Here is an 18,306-nt window from a genome sequence, read left to right on the forward strand (position 1 = left end):
AAGGTGGTTTTTGCGGGATCAGTGCATCGGCGACAGGATCTGTTTCAGGAACTGCTTGGCCCGGTCGTGCTGCGGGTTTCGGAAGAAGTCTTCGGGCGCCGCCTCCTCGAGCACGGTGCCCTGGTCCATGAAGACGACCCGGTGCGAAACCTCGCGGGCGAATCCCATCTCGTGGGTGACGACCATCATCGTCATGCCGCTCTTCGCCAGATCCTGCATGACCGCGAGGACTTCACCGATCATCTCGGGGTCGAGCGCAGATGTGGGCTCGTCGAACAGCATGATGCGCGGTTTCATGGCGAGCGCGCGGGCGATCGCCACCCGCTGCTGCTGGCCCCCCGAGAGTTGGGCGGGGTAGGCGTCGCGCTTCTCGGCCAGGCCGACCCGCTCGAGCAGCGTCATGGCCTGCCCGTTGGCCTCCTTGCGGGTGAGCTTGCGGATCTTGACGGGCGCGAGGGCGATGTTCTGGATAACGGACAGGTGGGGATAGAGGTTGAACTGCTGGAACACGAAGCCGATTTCGGCCCGGAGCTTGTTGATGTCGGACTTCTTGTCGGACAGGTCGACCCCGTCGACGACCAGGGTTCCCTCGTCGATCGGTTCGAGCTGGTTGATCGTCCGGATGAGCGTGGATTTGCCGGAGCCGGAGGGGCCGCAGACGACCACGACTTCCCCCGCTTTGACATGAAGGTTGATCTCGTTCAGCACGTGCAATTTGCCGAACCACTTCTGGACACCCTCGAATCGGATCATGCCGAAAGCCGCCTCCCGACCGATATCTGAACAATATAGCACGCGAGATCCACGGGACAGGCATGCGGAATAAATTCATCAATCCGCACGAATCGGATGGAACCCGGCGGTCCGGGGGCGCATCATGACTCTTATTTGCCGAGGAGGTCGTGATGTTTCGTTTGTTCCGATTCGCGGGCGTGGCGACGCTGTTCGCTTCGATCCTGCTGTTTCCCGCCGCCGCTCCCGCCTCCGAACGCGTCGAATCGCTCGTCCGGAAGACCGTCGAGGCGTACGGCGGGGAGTCGGCGCTGGCCAAGGCTTCGCACGTCCGGCAGTTCGGGGAGACCACGTCGATCATGCGCCCGGGCCGGAAAGGCGTGATCCAGCGCGAGTTCACGTATCCCGACAAGCTCCGCGTCCAGATCACCTATTCAAGCGAAATCGAGACGCGCGTCTATGACGGCAAGGCGGGCTGGCGGATGGGGGAGGCGGTCACGGGCCCCCAGCTCGACGCCATGGTGCTGCAGGCCGCACGGCTCGCGCTGCCGCTCAACCTGCTCCGGAGCATCAGGAAGGTGGTCGACAAGGGGGAGGGAAAGGTCGACGGCAAGGCCGTCCGGACGCTGGAACTGCCGCTCGGGAAAGAATTGACGCTGACGGTGGACATCGACCCCCGGACGGGGCTTATCCTCCGATCGGCGGGCCGCGGCGGCCTCGGGATGGGGCGGCCTCTCGAATTCATCACCGGATATTCCGACTACAGGAAGTCGGGCGGGATTCTCTTCGCGTTCAGGGAGTCCAATTTCGCCAACGGGTTCGTCACCGGCGAGACGATTCTCGAGAAGATCGAACTGCCGGCCAAGCTCCCCGCGTCGACGTTCAAGCCCTAGCGGGCGGTGCCGGAGGAATCGGCTTCGAGCGCCTCGAGCCGCTTCTTGAGCGCGAGCTCTTTTTCGCGGCGGGCGGTCGCATCGCGGATGATCGCCGCGACGCCGGCAACCCGGCCCGCCGGCTCGCGCAGCAGCACGACGGTGAACTCGATCGAGGCGCGGCTGCCGTCCGCCCGCATCGCCGGGACGTTGAGCGTTTCGGCGCCGTATTTCGTCGCGCCGGACGCCATCGTTTTTTGGAAGCCCGCCCAGTGGTCGACCCGGTATTTTTCGGGCACGATCAGGTCGAGCGTCTGACCCAGCGCCTCGGCGGCCGGTCGGCCGAAGATCCGCTCGGCGCCGGTGTTCCAGAGGCGGATCGTCCCCTCCCGGTCGGCGATGATGATGCCGTCGAGCGCTTCCGTGACGATCTGACGGCAGATCCAGTTGGTTTCCTTCGAAGATGTCCAGTCCATCAGTTTCTGGGCCCCGAGTGCAGCGCTTCGTCGACGGCGCCCTTGAGCGTCTTGAGCGAGCACGGTTTTGAGATGACGTAGTCTACGCCGGATTCGCGGACCTTCTCCTCGTCCTGTTGGATCGCCCAGCCGCTGAGGAGGATGACCGGCACGCGCGGATTGCACGCCTTGACCTCGCGGGCGACCTGCCAGCCCGACATGCCCGGCATGCTGAGGTCGGTCAGGACGAGGTCGAAGGGCTCCCGCCGGAAGATCTCGATCGCGTCGTTTCCGGTCGAGGATGCGGAGACCCGGTGGCCGCGCGCGGTCAGCGCCTCGTTGAGCATCTTGAGGTTGAGGTCGTCGTCGTCGACAATGAGGATGCGCGCGGAAGGCTGGAGCGCCGCACCCGCGTCGCCGGGGGCGTCGGATGCTTGCCGGGCGGGGGCGCGGACGGGAATGCGCACCGTGAAGGTCGTTCCCCGGTTCTCGCCGCTGTCGACCGAGATCTCGCCCCCGTGGCGCGCGAGGATGCCGTAGACGATCGACATCCCCAGCCCCTGCCCCGTCTCCTTGGTCGTGAAGAACGGCTCGAAGATGTGGCCCTGCGTGGCCTTGCTCATGCCGACGCCCGTATCGGCGATGCCGATGGCGATCGCGTCACCGTCGCGCCGGGAGGTGATGACGACGCGCCCGCCGCGGGGCATCGCCTCGACCGCGTTGAACACGAGGTTGGACACGACCTGGGTCAGCTCGGACGGGTTCCCCGTGGTCGGCGGCACGTCGCCGAGCAGCAGCTCGACGTCGACCGGGACGCCGCGCGTCTCGGCCTCATACTTCCACTTGGGCTTGGTCATCTCGACGGCGTTGCGGATGAGCGCGTTGACGTCGACCGCGTTCGTCGGGTGGTCTTTCCTTATACGGGTGAAGTCCTGCACCCGTTTGACCGTCTCGGCGCCCTGCAGCGTGATCTGCTCGATCATCTCGAGGCCGGCAAGGATGGCGCCGCGGTCGGGTTCCTTCTCGGAGAGCTTCAGCGCGAGCAGCTCGGCCTTGCCGAGAATGCCGTTGAGCAGGTTGTTGAAATCGTGGGCGACGCCCGCCGCCATCTGGCCCAGCGCCTTCAGGCGCTCGGAGGCGACGAGCTGGTCCTGGGCGTCCTTGAGCGACTCGTAGGCGAGCTTGAGCTCGTTGTAGTGGCGCGTCTTCTCGATGGCGACTGCCGCCTGCCCGGCAAGTCCGTAGAGGAAGGCCATGTCCTCTTCCCGGAACGGGTCGCCGGACCGCTTGTTGGTGACGTTGATGACGCCCAGCGTCTTCTCGTGGACGATGATCGGGATCGAGAGCACGATCGGGGCCGAGATGAAGGAACCCTCGTCGCTCGGCGTCTCCGTGAGCGCGTTCCGGGCGAGGGAGCGATGGGTGCGCGGGTCGGTCCGGACGTCCTTGACCAGGATCGGCTTGCCCTCCTTGGCGACCCACCCGGCGATGCCGTCGCCGACCCGGATGCGGATCTTGGCGGCCAGCTCGCTGCTGATGCCGCGGCTCGCGGCCACGCTCATCTCGCGGCTGTTCTCGTTGATCAGCATGAGCGACGCCCGCTCGACGTCGAGCTCCTTGCTGACCAGCCCGATGAAGAAGTCGAGCAGCTCGGAAAGCGACTCGATGCCGCTCATCGCGCGCCCGGCCTCGATCAGCGCGGTCAGCCGCATGACCGCGGCCGAGAGCTCGCTGTTCCGCGACGCGAGGTCGGCGACCAGCTCGCGGTTCCGCATCGCGAGGCGTCGGTGCTCGCAGGCCCGCTCGACCGACCTCAGGACGTCGTCGATGTCGGAGAACGGCTTGCGAAGATAATCGTATGCCCCGCGCCGGATGGCCTCGATCGCCGTCTCGAGCGTGGCGTGACTCGTCATCAGGATCACTTCGGTGTCGGGAGCTAGTCGGTCCAGCTCGGCCAGCATCTGGAGGCCGTCCATCCCCGGCATGTTGAGGTCGACCAGGGCGACGGCGAACCGGTCGATCCCGGGAAGCGCGAGACCTTCTTTCGCGGAGGCGACGGCGCGCACGCGGCAGCCCCTGCCTGTAAGGTGGGTCAGGAGCGTTTCGCGCGACGGCGCATCGTCGTCGACGAGGAGGATCGGGCAGCGCGGATCGTCGTCGTTCTCCGCCGGGGGGGCGGTATCGGACGGCTCTTCCGGAATCTTTCCCGTCTGGCCGGTCGGGAACAGCGTGGAAAGGATCGTGGCGGCGTCTTCTCCCGCGAAGACTTCGCGGGTTTCGGGGAGCGAGGGCAGCGTTCCCGGGGGGAGCGTCGTTCCGCCGGCGGAAAGGGAGGCGCCCGGCTTTTCGGATCGGTCGTCGGTCATAGGAGTGTGCCTTGCCTCCCGAGGGAGTGGGTGATGGATCGGTCCCCGATTCTAGCCGGAACGGGCCGGGAATGCCATGTTCGAATGTATACTGGCGAAGATGATGCCTGCAACGAAACGGATCTGCCTGCTCCTGTCGACGCTGGCACTCCTCTCGATCCCCGGGATGGAAACCGCCTCCGCCGGAGGGGGAAAGGGAAGCCGCAAGACGGAGGCGTTCCGCGAGGTCGCCCCCGACCGCCGGATTCCGCTCTCTTTGCCCGATTTCGCCGTGGAGGGGAGCGCGGAGGGCGCCCTCGGCCGCGAGATCCCCGCCCTGATCGCAGCCGACCTCGGCATGACGCCGTTTTTCGAATTTCCGGCGGCCGACGCTATCCCCGAAAAAGCGACGGCCGAGATGTTCGCCCCGGGGGGGCGGGCGCCGGAACTTGCCCGATGGGGGCATGCCAAGGTCGATGCGCTTCTCATCGGGCGCATTGCGGGCGGAGGCGACAGCCTGACGATCGACGTCCGCCTGTACGACGTCGCCCGTGGCGGAGTACTCCTTGGCCGGAAATGGGTGGTCCCGATGGATGGGTGGCGGATCGCGGCGCACCGGATCGCCAACGAGATCCAGCTTGCCTTCACCGGATTCCGTGGCGTCTTCGACACCGAGATCGCCTTCACGGCCCACCCGCCGCAAAGGGACGGGGCGGGGCGGGGGAAGGAAGTCTACGTGGTCGGGCTGGACGGCGCCGCGCCGCGCCCGGTGACGCGCAACGGCAGCTTCAACCTCTTCCCGCGATGGTCGCCCGACGGGCGGCGGCTCGCCTTCACGTCGTTCCGTACGGGGCTGCCGAAGATCTACCTCCGCGACCTCGAATCCCGGACGGAGCGCGAGGTCGTCCCGTCCGGCAACGCCTTGTCGCCGGGCTGTTTCTCTCCCGGGGGCGATCTCCTCTACTATTCCAGGAGCGAGAGCGGGTCCACCGACATCTTCGCACTGCCGCTGGACGGCGGAGACCCGATCCGGGTGGCCGGCGGCGCCATCACCACCTCCCCCTCGGTTTCCCCGGACGGCACCCGCATGGCGTTCGTGTCGGATCGCAACGGCACGCCCGCGATCTTCGTGCGCGAGCCGGGTCGGGGGGCGGAACGACAGGTGACGCCCTCGGGCAAGTTCCACACCTCGCCCAGCTGGTCGCCGACCGGGGACCTGATCGCCTATACCTCTCAGTCCGCGGGCCGCTTCTCGTTGATGCTCATCCGCCCCGACGGATCGGAGCCCCGGCAGCTTGCCGGGGGCGCCGGGGATTGCATCGACCCCGCCTTTTCCCCGGACGGGAATTTCGTGGCGTACACCTACCAGGAGGGCGCGCACTCGGAGATCCGGATCGTCTCGGTGGACGGGCGAGCGACCCGCCGGGTCTTTTCGGGAATGACGGGGATCGGATCCCCTTCATGGTCTCCAAGGCGGTAGAATAAAAGCCGGCCGCAAGACGTCCAACGCAGTAATAAAAGGAGATCTCCGATGCGACGATTCGTTTGGCTGGCCCTGGCCTGCCTGCTGGCGCTTCCGATTGGCTCCGCATCCGCCAAGACCGAGTTCAACGCGGCCGATTACCAGACGTCGACCCAGTCCGACCTAGTCAAGAACCCCGATGCGCATGTCGGGAAGAAATACCGGGTCACCGAGCCGTTCCAGTTCTGCGGCAGCGATTTCTGCTTTCAGCAGCGGATGAAGATCAACACGCGGGACTATTACTGCTTCACCCTCGGCCCGCTCTGCCTCGTCCGGATGTACATCAAGCGGGACCACCCGCAGGCGCAGACCGTCCTCGACCTGAAGAAGGGCGACAAGGTGACGGTCTACGGGACGTTCGACCGGATGGGATCCAACTACAACTACCTCGTCGTCGACCAGGTGACCATCGAGCGGAAGTAGCCGCTTCGAACGGCCAAAGCGGTCAGCAGATGCGCGGGAGAGCGTCGCCGGCGGGGTAATCGACCGCGCGGAGGCCGCCCGCGCGCGTCTCGAGCAGGACGCCGGGGGCGCCGTCGGCCACCCGGCCGACGATCGCCGCATCGCGGCCGTATTCGTGCCGAGAAAGGAGCGCCAGCGCCTCGTCGGCGGCTTCGGCGGCGACGATCAAAAGCGCCTTCCCCTCGTTCGCCAGGAATAACGGATCGAAGCCGAGGATCTCGCAGACGGCGGACACGGCCTGCGAGACCGGCAACCGCGACTCGTCGAGCACGATCCTTCGCCCCGAGGCGTGCGCCAGCTCGTTGAGCGTCACCCCGACTCCGCCGCGCGTGGCGTCGCGCATGATCCGGATGGCGGGACCGAACCGGTCGACCGCGGGCAGCAGCAGCCCGTTGAGCGGGGCGGCGTCCGACCGGATGTCCGCGTCGATCGCCATCTTGTTGCGGGCGATCAGCACGGCCAAGTGATGATCCCCCATCGTGCCCGTCAGGATCACCTTGTCGCCGGGGAGCGTCGCTTCGGGCCGCGGCCGCCAGCCGCTGCGGATCACCCCGACGCCCGCCGTGGTGACGAAGATTCCGTCACCCTTCCCCCGCTCGACCACCTTCGTGTCGCCGGTCGCGATCGGCACGCCCGCCTCGTCGGCCGCGGCTCGCATCGCGTCGGCCACGCGCTCGAGCTCGGAGACTGGCAGCCCCTCCTCGAGGATGAAAGCGCACGACAGGGCGATGGGCGCGGCACCGCAGACGGCGAGGTCGTTGACCGTGCCGCAGACGGCGAGCCGGCCGATGTCCGCCCCCGGGAAGAAGCGGGGGGTCACGACGTACCCGTCGGTGGTGAAGGCGAGGTCGCCGCCGGGCGCGCCCAGGAGCGCCGAGTCGAACAGCGGGGCGAGCAGCGGGTTGGCGAAGCGGGCGGCGATGGTCCGCTCGACCAGGTCGCGCGACCGCCGGCCCCCTTCGCCGTGGGCGAGCAGGACCGTCACGCGAGGCTCCCGTACTTGAAGGCCGCCGCGCAGGCGCCTTCGGTCGACACCATGCAGGGACCCACCGGCGTCGCGGGGGTGCAGGCGGCGCCGAACAGCGGGCAGCCGGGCGGGTCGATCATCCCCTTGAGCACGTCGCCGCAACGGCACCCGCTGCGCACCGGAGTGGCGGCGACCGCAATCCCGAGCTTCCGCCCGGCGTCGAAATCCGCGTACCCGCCGGCGATCCGGAGGCCCGAGGCAGGCAGGACGCCCAGGCCGCGCCAGTCGGCGTCGCACGGCTCGAAGACCTCGGCCAGCAGCGCCTGGGCGCGGCGGTTGCCCCCCGGCGTCGCCACGCGGGCGTACTCGTTCTCGACCCGGGCCTCGCCGCGCGATTTCTGGCGCAGGATCATCAAGACCGACGAAAGGATGTCGAGCGGCTCGAAGCCGCCCACGACGCAGGGCAGGAGGTATCTTTCGGCGAGCGGGCGGTAGGCGTCGGCGCCGATGATCGCGCTGACGTTGGCCGGGCAGAGGAATGCGTCGATCCGGACCGCGGGGTCGGCGGCGAGCAGCGCCATCGCGCCGGGGATCGTGCGCAGCGAGGAAAGGACCGAGAAGTTGCGCGTGTTTCGCTGCCGCGCCGTGACGATCGCGCCGGCCACGGTGGGCGCGGTGGTCTCGAACCCGACGCCCAGGAAGACGACCTCGCGGTCCGGCTCTGCGGCCGCGAGGTCGACCGCGTCGAGCGGGGAGTAAACGATGCGGACGTCGGCGCCGGCCGCGCGCGCCTGCTCGAGCGACCCGCGGCTCCCGGGCACGCGCACCATGTCGCCGAACGTGGCGAGGGTGATCTTCGCCCGGGATGCGAGGGCGACCGCGGCATCGATGTAGCCGTCGGGCGTCACGCAGACCGGACAACCGGGGCCCGAGATCAGTTTGACTGCGCCGGCCAGCGGCGCCCGCAGCCCGTGACGCGCGATCGCCATCGTGTGGGTGCCGCAGACTTCCATGATGCGCACCGGCGGGCCGCTCCAGGCCTCGCGGATCCGGGCGATCAGCGCGGCGGCGGGGGCCGCGGCGCGGTAGGCGTCAACGTGCGGGATCGGCATCGGCCATTTCCCGGATCAGGGCGAGCGTTTTTTCGGCTTCGTCGGGATCGAGTTTCTCGATGGCGAATCCCGCGTGCAGCAGCACCCAGTCGCCGACCGCCGCCGAATCGAGCAGCATGACGCTGGCTTCCCGCGTCACGCCGCCGATCGAGACGACGGCCCTCGTTTCTTCAAGCGTCAGGATCTGTGCGGGGATCGCGAGGCACATGGCGGTCGGTCTTCACCTTTCCCGAAAGTCGTATCGCGGCATAGAACGCCTGCCCCAGGCTCAACCCGCCGTCATTGCACGGGACCTGCCGGTGGATCACCGGGACGAGGCGCCGCGCGCGCAGACCGGCGCGCAGCAGGCGGAGCAGCAGGAGATTCTGGAACACGCCCCCGCTCAGCAGAACGTGGCGCGCGCCCGTCTCCGCCGCGAGTCGGGAGGCGACGTCGAGGATCATCGCCGCGACGGTCTCGTGGAAGCGTCGTGCGATCGCCGCAGGATCGACGCGGCGATCGCGGTCGGCGATGAGGCCGGCGACGGCATCATTCCAGCATACCGCAAGGAGCGACCCTTCGGAACGGACTGTGAACGGGTAGCTCCCGCCGCCGTCGCCCCGGATGGTCGCCGCAAAGCACTCCAGCCGCATTGCGGCCTGCCCTTCGAACGAGCTGGCAGCGCCCAGGCCGCACAGGGCGCTCGCGGCGTCGAACAGCCGCCCGGCACTCGAGCAGGCGACGGTGTTGACGCCCTTCGTCGTCGCCTCGGCCGCGAGGGCGACCGCCTCGGCGGAAACCTCGGGGAGCAGGCGCCGCGCGACGTCCTCGGCCTCCGCGCGGGGGAACGTGGCCAGAAGCGTCGACAGCGCGCTTTTCCAGGGGGCGCGGACGGCGGCATCGCCGCCCTGGAGCGGGAAGGGGGCCAGCGATGCGACGCGTCGCATCGAGAAGCCGTCGATCGCGTAGAATTCGCCGCCCCGGATCGAGCCGTCCTCGCCGTAGCCGGTGCCGTCGAAGGCGACGCCGACCGCCTTCCCGGAGAAGCCGCTCTCGGCGATCAGCGAATAGAGGTGCGCCTCGTGATGCTGCAGCCCGAACGTCTCGCTGCCGCCCGCCGCCCCCGCGAGTCCGGTCGTGTAATAGCCCGGGTGGAGGTCGGCGCAGGTGGCTGCGACCTCCACCCCGAGGAAACGCCGGTAGAATGCGAATTCGTCCCGGTAGAATTCGCGGGTGCCGATGTCCGACAGGTCTCCCAGGTGCTGCGACAGGACGGCCTCGTTCCCGTCGAGCAGACAGAAAGTGCTCTTCATCTCGCCCCCGAGACCGGCGACGGCCCCGTCCCTCATGGCCTTCCGGAACGCGGCCGCGTGGCGGGGCGCAAGCCGCACGGGGGCGGGCACGAAGCCCCTGGCGCGGCGGACCGGGTACGGCTTGCCGCCGACCGACGCCACGACGGAGTCGTCGGCGCGCCGCAGCACGTCCCGATCGTGAAGCAGGTACAGGTCGGCGAGGCCCGCAAGGCGCGCGATCGCCTCCTCGTTGCCGATGGCGATCGGCTCGTCGGTGCGATTGCCGCTGGTCATCACGAGCGGGCGGGAAACGGCGGAGAGCAGCAGCCGATGGAGCGGCGTGTACGGCAAAAAGAGGCCGATGCGGGAGAGGCCGGGCGACACGGATGGGGCGACCGGCGCCTGCTGTTTCCGCACGCAAAGCAGGACGGGTGCGGAGGGGGCCGATAGGATGGCCTCATCGGCGGCCGATAGCCGGGCGATCTCGCGCGCCTCGGGCAGGCCGGCCACCATGACGGCGAACGGCTTTTCCTCGCGCCGTTTGCGCAGGCGCAGCTCTCGAACGGCGGCCTCGTTGCCGGCGTCGCACGCGAGCTGGAAGCCGCCCAGGCCGCGCAAAGCGACGATGCGGCCCGCCGCCAGGGCGGCTGCCGCGGAGGCGACCGGAGAGGCGGCCGCGATCGGTTTCCCGTCGGCATCCGCGAGCGCGAGCGACGGGCCGCAGGCCGGACAGGCGACCGGCTCGGCGTGGAACCTGCGATCGGCGGGATCCTCGTATTCGCGGCGGCAGTCGGGGCAAAGCGGAAAGGACGCCATCGACGTATTCGCCCGGTCGTAGGGCAGCCGCGAGACGATCGTGAAGCGGGGGCCGCAGTTCGTACAGTTGATGAAGGGGTAGTCGTGCCGCCGGTCGCCTGGATCGGCCAGCTCGGCCGCGCAGGCCGGGCAGGTCGCGATGTCGGGCGGAATGCTCGATAGCGGCTGTCCGACCGGACGGCTGGGGGCGATGACGAAGCCGAGGATTCCTTCCGGGCGCACGGCGCGTGCCGTGATGCGCGCGATCCGCGCCGCGGGCGGCGCCTCGGAAACGAGCCTGGCCCGGAAGGCGCGCAAGGGGAAGGGCGCCCCTTCGGCGTGGATGCGAACGCCGTCGGCCCGGTTCTCTACGAAGCCGGCGATTCCGCAGGCCGCGGCCAGCCGGTAGACGAACGGCCGGAAGCCCACCCCCTGCACGGTCCCGCGGACGGCGAGGCGAACGGCGGCGAGCGTGGGCGGAAGCGTGGATCGACTCATCCGCCCAGTCTAGCACCGGCAATCCCGCTTCCGTCCCTGAGTCGTCGTCTTCCACGCCCGTCTGGGGTAAAATCCCTTGTCCCCCGGATGATTTCGGGGACGCCTTCGGAAAGCGAGGTCTTTAGATGCGATCGATTCGACGTGTGCAGGGGTGGCCCCGATGCCCCCTCACGGTTGCAGCCCTGGCGTTGCTGCTGGTCTCCGCCGCACCGTGGCCGGGCGGAAGGGCGGCGGCCGAGCCGATCCGGATCGGCGGGACGGGCGGCGCGCTAGGTGCGATGCGCATGCTCGGGGAAGCCTTCCGGAAGCACGAGCCGGCGACCCCGGTCGTCATCTTCCCCACCCTGGGGAGCGGGGGCGGGATCAAGGCGGTCCTGACGGGCAACCTCGACCTCGGGGTCAGTGCGCGGCCGCTGACCGCCGAGGAACGGGCGTTGGGCGCCCGGGAAGAGGTCTTCGGCAAGACGGCGATGGTCTTTGCCGTCGCGAAGATCAGCCCGGTATCCGGCGTCACGACCCGCGAGGTGACCGACATTTACTCGGGGACGATGACCGCGTGGCCCGACGGCGACACGATCCGGCTCGTCCTGCGTCCCCCGGACGACACCGACATCCGCCAGTTAATAGCCAAGTCTCCCGGGATGAAGCGCGCGGTCGAGGCCGCCCTGGCCCGGAAGGGGATGATCTCTGCGCTGACCGACCAGGAAGCCGCCAATTACCTCGAGAAAGTCTCCGGTGCGTTCGGGACGACCGTGCTCTCGCTGATCATCGCCGAGAAGCGGCCCTTGCGGGCGTTGGCGCTCGACGGCGTGGAGCCGAATGTCAAGGCGCTTTCCGACGGGAAGTGGCCCCTGGTGCGGGTGTTCGTTCTCGTGACCGGCGCCGGTTCCTCCCCCGCCACCAAAAGGTTCGTGCATTTCCTGCGCTCGACTGAAGGGCGGCGGGTCCTCCTTCAGGCGGGATGCGTGGCGGTCCGTTGAACTTGTTCTTCGGCGGCGTGAAGGAGAGCGAGGCGCGCCTGGCGCGGGGGCTCCGCCTGGTCGCGGGCGGCATCGCGGCGATCGTGGCCCTTTCCCTGCCGTCGATCCAGTTCGCCGTCGGCTACCGGGCGCTGGAGGCGTCGCTCGAGTCCGAGGTCGGGTTCAGCGCGCAAGGAATCAGCGAGATCATCAACAACGATCCCGAAATGTGGCAGTTCGAGGAGCATCGGCTCGGGGCGATCGTCGCCCATCGCCTCGAACGCCGCGAGCCCGAGATCCGGCGGATCGTCAACCACCGCGGGCATCTGGTCCAGCAGAGCGCGGACCCGCTCGCCCGTCCCTACATGACCCGCGCCACCGACCTCTTCGACTCGGGCACTTACATCGGCCGGGTCGAGATCAGCCGCTCGCTCGTGCCTCTCCTGAAGGACACCTTTCTGTTCGCGCTGCTCGGGCTCCTGCTGGGCGTCGCGGTCTACAGCGCCCTGATGCTGCTGCCGATGCGGGCGCTGCAGCGTGTCATGGCCTCGCTGTTCCAGGAGAAGGAGCGGGCCCATGTCACGCTGCACGCGATCGGGGATGCCGTCATCTCGACCGATCCGGACGGCAAGGTGCTGATGATGAACGCGATCGCCGAGCGGCTGACCGGATGGCCCACGGACGAGGCGGCCGGGCGCAACCTCCGGGAGATCATGCACGCCGTCGACGCCCATACGGGCGATCCGCTGCCCGATCCGCTGGGCATGTTCCGCGAGCGCCGCGACATGGACCCCGTCTTCCGGAATGCCCTCCTGACGTCGCGGGACGGCCGGATCCTGCGGATCGCCGACAGCTCCGCGCCCATCCGCGGAGAAGAAGGGACGCTCCAGGGGATGGTGGTGGTCTTCCGCGACATCACCGCGCAGCAGCGGATGGAAGAGGAGCTTCTGAAGACGCAGAAGCTCGAATCGGTCGGGACGCTGGCGGGGGGCATCGCGCACGATTTCAACAACATCCTGACCGCCATTCTGGGGAACATCTCGCTGGCCGAGGCGCAGGTCGACCCGGCGACCCAGGCGCACGCGCGGCTCGACGAGGCGGCCAAGGCGTGCCAGCGGGCGCGCGACCTGACCAACCAGCTGCTCACGTTTTCGCGGGGCGGCGCGCCGGTCCGGAAGACCGGCTCGCTGGGCGCGCTGGTCCGGGACACCGTCGGCTTCGCGATGGCCGGCGCGAAGGCGCGCTGCGAGGTCGACGTGACGGCCGATCTGTGGCCGGCCGACATCGACGAGGGGCAGATCAGCCAGGTCATCCACAACCTCGTGATCAACGCCCTCCAGGCGATGCCGGACGGCGGGACGATCGACATCCAAGCGGAGAACATCCTGGTGACGTCGTCCGATGCGCTTCCCCTCCTGCCGGGCCGCTACGTGAAAGTCTCGGTTCGTGACGAGGGGGAGGGAATCCTGCCCGAGCACCTGCCCAACCTGTTCGATCCCTACTTCACGACCAAGCGGGAGGGGAGCGGTCTCGGGCTGTCGGTCTGCTTCAACGTCGTCAAGAACCACGGCGGGTTCATCACGGCATCCTCGCCCCCCGGCGAGGGCGCGACCTTCGTGTTCTACCTGCCCGCAAGCGCGCATGCCGGCGCCGGCGAGCCGGCCCGGGCAGCCGAATCGCCGGCCGGCGCGGGCCGGGTGTTGGCCATGGACGACGACGCGGTCATCCTCGAGGTCGTCGGCGAGATGCTGCGCCACCTCCGCTACGAACCCGCCTTCGCCGGCGACGGCGCCGAGGCCATCTCGATGTATCGCGAGGCGCAAGCGGCCGGGAAGCCCTTCTCCGCCGTCATCATGGACCTGACGATCCCCGGCGGGATGGGGGGGCGCGAGGCGGTGGCGCGCCTGCTCGAGATCGATCCCGGGGCGCGGGTGATCGTCTCCAGCGGCTATTCGAACGACCCGGTCATGGCCGATTTCCGGGCGCACGGGTTTTGCGGCGTCGTGGCGAAACCGTATCTGATAGCGACGCTCGCGGCCGCGTTGTCCGGGGCGATCGGCGACGCGACGGGAGGCAATGCATGGGGAACGTGACGATTCCCGTCGGCCAGGCGGTCCAGCAGTCCGCCGAAGCCGAGGCCGAATCGCTTAAGGCGCTCTTCGACGGGCACCGGCTGCTCGCGATCAACCTGGTCTCCTCGCCGGGTTCCGGCAAGACCACGCTGATCGAGGCGCTGATCGGCGCGCTGTCGGGCCGCAAGCGGATCGCCGTGATCGAGGGCGACATCGAGACCGACATCGACGCCGCGCGCATCCGGAAGCACGGCGTGCAGGTCCGCCAGATCACGACCCGCTCCTCCTGCCATATCCCCCCGTTCATGCTCCGCGAAGCGCTGGCGCACATCGACCTCTCGGTCGTCGACCTTCTCTTCGTCGAGAACGTCGGCAATCTCGTCTGTCCGGCCGAGATCCCGCTGGGCGAGGACGTCCGCGTCGTGGCGCTCTCCGTGACCGAGGGCGACGAGAAGCCGCTCAAGTACCCGCTCATCTTCAGGACGTCGTCGCTCCTGGCCGTCACCAAGATCGACCTGCTGCCGTACGTCCGCTTCGACGTCGGCAACGTCGAGACGGCGGCGCGGGCGATCAATCCCGGCATCGGGATCTTCCGGCTCTCCGCCCAGACCGGCGAGGGAATTTCCGCGTTCGCCGACCGGTTGGCCGCCCTGCACGACCGGAAGGCAAGCCTGTAGCCGATGCACGAGCTGGGGATCGCCGAGGAGCTGCTGCGCGCGATCCTTCCCCAGGCCGAGCGGCACGGGGCGAAGCGGATCACGCGCGTCTCGTTGCGCATCGGCGTGCTGCGGGCGGTGGTGGCCGACAACCTGTCCTTTCTCTTCGAGCATGTCGCCCGGGGCACGATCGCCGAAGGCGCTCTGCTGGCGATCGAGGAGGAGCCGGTCGTCGTCGCCTGCCCGGCGTGCGGGGCGCGGTCCGGGGCGCAGATGGTCGTGCTCGAGTGCCCCGCCTGCGGCGCGGAAGGCATCGGCCTGTCCGGGGGCGACAACCTTCAGATCGTCGATTTCGACATCGACGACTGACCGCGACCGGAGTGGAGGGACGGATGGCCGGAACGAAAGCGCGCTGCCCCGGGACGGGGCTTCCTTCGCTCGATGCGGTGCTCGACGGCCTGCGGCTGGGCGACAACGTCGTCTGGCAGGTCGACGCGGTCGAGGAATACGTTCCGTTCGTCGACGCATTCCGTGTCTCCACTTTGGCGGCCGGCCGGCCGCTCATCTATTTCCGCTTCGCCCGCCATGCCGAGCTTTTGCCCCCCGGTTGCGGCGTCGAGCGGCACGTCCTCAATCCCGAGGTCGGCTTCGAGACGTTCACCGCCGAGATCCACCGGGTGATCGCCCAGGCGGGTCCCGGCGCCTATTACGTCTTCGACTCGCTCTCCGACCTGGCCGCCGACTGGTACAGCGACCTGATGCTCGGCAACTTCTTCATGGTGACCTGTCCCTTCCTCTATGAGCTCGACACCGTCACCTACTTCGCGCTGCTGCGCGACCGCCACTCGTTCGAGGCCGTCGCCGCGATCCGCGACACGACGCAGATTCTGGTCGACGTCTTCCGCCAGGGCGACGACCGGTACGTCCACCCGCTGAAGGTCGACGGCCGCCATTCGCCGACGATGTACCTGCCGCACCGCCGCCGCGGCGAGGATTTCCTGCCCGTGACCGAGAGCGCTTTCCTGGCCGAGGTGCTGGCGGGCACGTCGGGACGACGCGTGGATACCGCAGCGCGCGGTCTCGACATGTGGGACCGCACGGTGCTCGAGGCCCGCAAGGCGCTCGACGAGGTCGGCCGGGGGATCGCGCCGGCCGAGGAGGCGGGCCGGATCTTCCGGCGGCTGCTCCGGATGCTCGTCTCCCGCGACGACCGGGTGATCGCGCTGGCCGAGAAGTGGCTCGACCTCACCGACCTGCTCGCGATCCGCAAGCGGATGCTCGGTACCGGTCTCATCGGCGGCAAGTCGGTCGGGATGCTCCTCTCCCGCGCGATCCTCGCGAAGAGCGACGCCTGCTGGGCCGACCGCCTCGAGACGCACGACTCCTTCTTCGTCGGATCCGACGTCTTCTACACCTACCTCGTCCGGAACGGCTGCTGGAAGGCGCGCCGGACGCAACGGGAGGCCGGGGGTTACCTCGAGGGCGCCGAAGAGGCGCGCGGTCGGATCCTGGCAGGCGCCTTCCCGCCGTTCGTCCGGGAGCAGTTCATCGCGATGCTCGAATACTTCGGGCAGTCGCCGATCATCGTCCGTTCGAGCTCGTTCCTTGAAGACGGCTTCGGCAACGCCTTCACGGGGAAGTACGAGAGCGTCTTCTGCCCGAACCAGGGGACGCCCGAGGGCCGTCTTGCCGCCTTCCTCGACGCAGTGCGCACCGTCTATGCGAGCACGATGAGCGAGGAGGCGCTGCTTTACCGGGCGCACCGGGGGCTGCTCGGACGCGACGAGCAGATGGCGGTGCTCGTCCAGCGCGTCTCGGGCGCCGTCCACGGCCACCTGTTCTATCCCCAGGTCGCCGGCGTCGGGCTCTCCTTCAATCCGTATGTCTGGAGCGAGGGGATCGATCCCGCGGCGGGCGTGGTGCGGCTCGTCTTCGGCCTCGGGACGCGGGCGGTCGACCGCTCCGACGACGACTACACGCGGATCGTGGCGCTCAACGACCCGCTGCGGCGCCCCGACTCCGGCGGCGCGGACCGGCTCGACCACGCCCAGCGGCGCGTCGACGTCATCGACCTCGACAAGAACGCGATGGCCGCGCTCCACATCGACGAGGTGGTGCGCGTCAGCCCGTCGCTGCCGATCGAGACGTTCGCGGTCCGGCGCGACCGGTTGCTGGGGCGCTCGGGTGAGGTCGCCGGGCCTGCGTCGTGGGTGCTCACCTTCGACCGGCTCCTGTCCGAGACGCCGCTCGTCCCGCAGATGCGGGAGATGCTGTCGACGCTGCACCGGGCCTACGACTACCCGGTGGACGTCGAGTTCACCGCGAACCTGCTCTCGGACGGCCGCTGGCGGATCGACCCGGTACAATGCCGCCCCCTGCAGGTGAAGGAGGGCGGCGTCCACGTGCCGCCGCCCGAGGGCTTGAGGGACGAGGACATCGTGCTCGCGACGCGCGGGCCCGTCATCGGCCAGAGCTCGATCGCGGCCATCGACCGGTTGATCATCGTCGATCCCGACCGCTACGCGGCGCTGCCGATCCCGATGCGGTACGAGGTCGCCCGGGCGATCGGGCGGCTCGTGCACCTGCCGGCCGATCCCGCGCCGGTCCTGATGCTGGTCGGGCCGGGCCGTTGGGGAACGAGCACCCCGTCGCTCGGCGTGCCGGTCTCGTTCGGCGAGATCAGCGCCGTCTCGGTGATCTGCGAGGTGGTGGCGATGGGGGGCGGCGTGGTGCCCGACGTGTCGCTCGGCTCCCATTTCTTCAACGATCTCGTCGAGGCGGACATGCTCTACCTCGCCCTGTTCCCGGGCCGCGCGGGGAACGTGATCCTCCCCTCGGCTCCCGGCGGGGCGGCCAACCGGCTCGGGGCGCTGCTGCCCGACGACGCCGATCTCTCGGACGTGATCCGCGTGACCGATTTCCCGCTCGCCGACGGGCGGGTGCTTTACGTCAACGCCGACTCCCCCCGGCAGCGCGCCGTGAGCTACCTGTCTCCCTGCACACCCTGAGATTTCCGCTCGCCGGATGAAACCCCCTCCGTTCCGGTTCCATCTATTGATGAAGATGGCTGCGCCGGGAAAGTGCGGCCGATGGAGGCTTGTCATGAGGCATCTTTCGAAGGGGCTGCCGGTCGGGATGGCTGCCGTGCTTTGTCTTGCGCTTGCCCTGTCGGGGTGCGCCGGCATGGGGATGGGTGGTGGCGATTACACGCGCGGGCAGACGCAGCAGGTCATGGTCGTGAGCATGGGCACCGTCCAGGCGGTCCGGCCGGTCAGCATCCAGGGGACGAAGACCGGCGCCGGGACGCTCGCCGGCGGAGTGCTGGGCGGCGCGCTCGGCAGCGGGATCGGACGGGGGACGGGTCGTCTGGTCGGCGCGGTCGGCGGCGCGATCGTCGGCGGGCTGGCCGGCAACGCGGTCGAGGAAGCGGGGTCGAAGCAGAACGGCGTCGAGATCACGGTCGAGCTGGACGGCGGGAAGACGGTCGCGGTTGTCCAGGCCGCGGAGCCCAACGTCTGGTTCAACGCCGGCGACCGGGTGCGCGTCCTGACGGCGCCGGACGGGAGCGCCCGCGTCTCGAAGTAGCGG

Annotated in this window: 16 protein-coding genes; 9 read left to right on the plus strand and 7 right to left on the minus strand. The window is 69.0% G+C overall.

From position 1 onward, the window contains the following. Positions 1-18 precede the first annotated feature (18 nt). On the minus strand, positions 19-753 hold the full coding sequence (locus VGK27_04120; GenBank protein ID HEY3489296.1) for an amino acid ABC transporter ATP-binding protein: 735 nt from the start codon (positions 751-753) through the stop codon (positions 19-21). A 152-nt stretch (positions 754-905) separates the two neighbouring features. Here VGK27_04120 and VGK27_04125 point away from each other — a divergent pair, with 152 nt between their 5' ends. After that, positions 906-1,625, plus strand: coding sequence for a hypothetical protein (locus VGK27_04125; protein HEY3489297.1), 720 nt, complete (start codon positions 906-908; stop codon positions 1,623-1,625). Here the strand turns inward: VGK27_04125 and VGK27_04130 are convergent. Together VGK27_04130 and VGK27_04135 are read right to left on the minus strand one after the other, a co-directional pair. Further along, positions 1,622-2,080: a PAS domain S-box protein gene (locus VGK27_04130; GenBank protein ID HEY3489298.1), complete on the minus strand. Its 459-nt coding sequence runs from the start codon at positions 2,078-2,080 to the stop codon at positions 1,622-1,624. The two genes, VGK27_04125 and VGK27_04130, sit on opposite strands and share 4 nt — an antisense overlap. Next, on the minus strand, positions 2,080-4,425 hold the full coding sequence (locus VGK27_04135; GenBank protein HEY3489299.1) for a response regulator: 2,346 nt from the start codon (positions 4,423-4,425) through the stop codon (positions 2,080-2,082). Before VGK27_04135 ends, VGK27_04130 begins: the two co-directional genes overlap by 1 nt. A gap of 76 nt (positions 4,426-4,501) precedes the next feature. Here VGK27_04135 and VGK27_04140 point away from each other — a divergent pair, with 76 nt between their 5' ends. Next, on the plus strand, positions 4,502-5,884 hold the full coding sequence (locus VGK27_04140; protein ID HEY3489300.1) for a hypothetical protein: 1,383 nt from the start codon (positions 4,502-4,504) through the stop codon (positions 5,882-5,884). 51 nt (positions 5,885-5,935) lie between these two features. After that, positions 5,936-6,349 carry a hypothetical protein gene (locus VGK27_04145; protein ID HEY3489301.1) on the plus strand — a complete coding sequence of 138 codons (414 nt, stop codon included), beginning with the start codon at positions 5,936-5,938 and terminating at the stop codon, positions 6,347-6,349. 22 nt (positions 6,350-6,371) lie between these two features. Here the strand turns inward: VGK27_04145 and hypE are convergent, their stop codons facing one another. Genes hypE through hypF form a run of 4 tightly spaced genes read right to left on the minus strand, consistent with a single transcriptional unit; the run spans position 6,372 to position 11,031 of the window. After that, positions 6,372-7,373, minus strand: a complete 1,002-nt coding sequence (gene hypE / locus VGK27_04150; GenBank protein ID HEY3489302.1) for a hydrogenase expression/formation protein HypE — start codon at positions 7,371-7,373, stop codon at positions 6,372-6,374. After that, the gene (gene hypD, locus VGK27_04155) at positions 7,370-8,467 is read right to left on the minus strand and encodes a hydrogenase formation protein HypD (protein ID HEY3489303.1); all 1,098 of its coding nucleotides are present in this window, start codon (positions 8,465-8,467) and stop codon (positions 7,370-7,372) included. The genes hypE and hypD overlap by 4 nt, the downstream gene beginning before the upstream one ends. Beyond that, on the minus strand, positions 8,448-8,675 hold the full coding sequence (locus VGK27_04160; protein ID HEY3489304.1) for a HypC/HybG/HupF family hydrogenase formation chaperone: 228 nt from the start codon (positions 8,673-8,675) through the stop codon (positions 8,448-8,450). Before VGK27_04160 ends, hypD begins: the two co-directional genes overlap by 20 nt. Next, positions 8,638-11,031 carry a carbamoyltransferase HypF gene (gene hypF, locus VGK27_04165; GenBank protein ID HEY3489305.1) on the minus strand — a complete coding sequence of 798 codons (2,394 nt, stop codon included), beginning with the start codon at positions 11,029-11,031 and terminating at the stop codon, positions 8,638-8,640. The genes VGK27_04160 and hypF overlap by 38 nt, the downstream gene beginning before the upstream one ends. A gap of 125 nt (positions 11,032-11,156) precedes the next feature. Here hypF and VGK27_04170 point away from each other — a divergent pair, with 125 nt between their 5' ends. From VGK27_04170 to VGK27_04195, 6 genes are all read left to right on the plus strand, one after another. Continuing rightward, positions 11,157-12,011: a substrate-binding domain-containing protein gene (locus tag VGK27_04170; protein HEY3489306.1), complete on the plus strand. Its 855-nt coding sequence runs from the start codon at positions 11,157-11,159 to the stop codon at positions 12,009-12,011. Beyond that, a complete protein-coding gene (locus VGK27_04175) occupies positions 12,008-14,083 on the plus strand; it encodes an ATP-binding protein (GenBank protein ID HEY3489307.1) in 2,076 nt (691 codons plus the stop codon). The genes VGK27_04170 and VGK27_04175 overlap by 4 nt, the downstream gene beginning before the upstream one ends. After that, a complete protein-coding gene (gene hypB / locus VGK27_04180) occupies positions 14,071-14,739 on the plus strand; it encodes a hydrogenase nickel incorporation protein HypB (GenBank protein HEY3489308.1) in 669 nt (222 codons plus the stop codon). The genes VGK27_04175 and hypB overlap by 13 nt, the downstream gene beginning before the upstream one ends. A gap of 3 nt (positions 14,740-14,742) precedes the next feature. After that, on the plus strand, positions 14,743-15,087 hold the full coding sequence (gene hypA / locus VGK27_04185; protein ID HEY3489309.1) for a hydrogenase maturation nickel metallochaperone HypA: 345 nt from the start codon (positions 14,743-14,745) through the stop codon (positions 15,085-15,087). Positions 15,088-15,110: 23 nt separating this feature from the next. Next, positions 15,111-17,726 carry a PEP/pyruvate-binding domain-containing protein gene (locus VGK27_04190; protein HEY3489310.1) on the plus strand — a complete coding sequence of 872 codons (2,616 nt, stop codon included), beginning with the start codon at positions 15,111-15,113 and terminating at the stop codon, positions 17,724-17,726. A 94-nt stretch (positions 17,727-17,820) separates the two neighbouring features. Continuing rightward, positions 17,821-18,303, plus strand: a complete 483-nt coding sequence (locus VGK27_04195; GenBank protein ID HEY3489311.1) for a glycine zipper 2TM domain-containing protein — start codon at positions 17,821-17,823, stop codon at positions 18,301-18,303. The last annotated feature ends 3 nt before the right edge of the window (positions 18,304-18,306 follow it).

This window comes from Candidatus Deferrimicrobiaceae bacterium (assembly GCA_036504035.1).
Taxonomy (GTDB): Bacteria; Desulfobacterota; Deferrimicrobia; order Deferrimicrobiales; family Deferrimicrobiaceae; genus JANXPS01.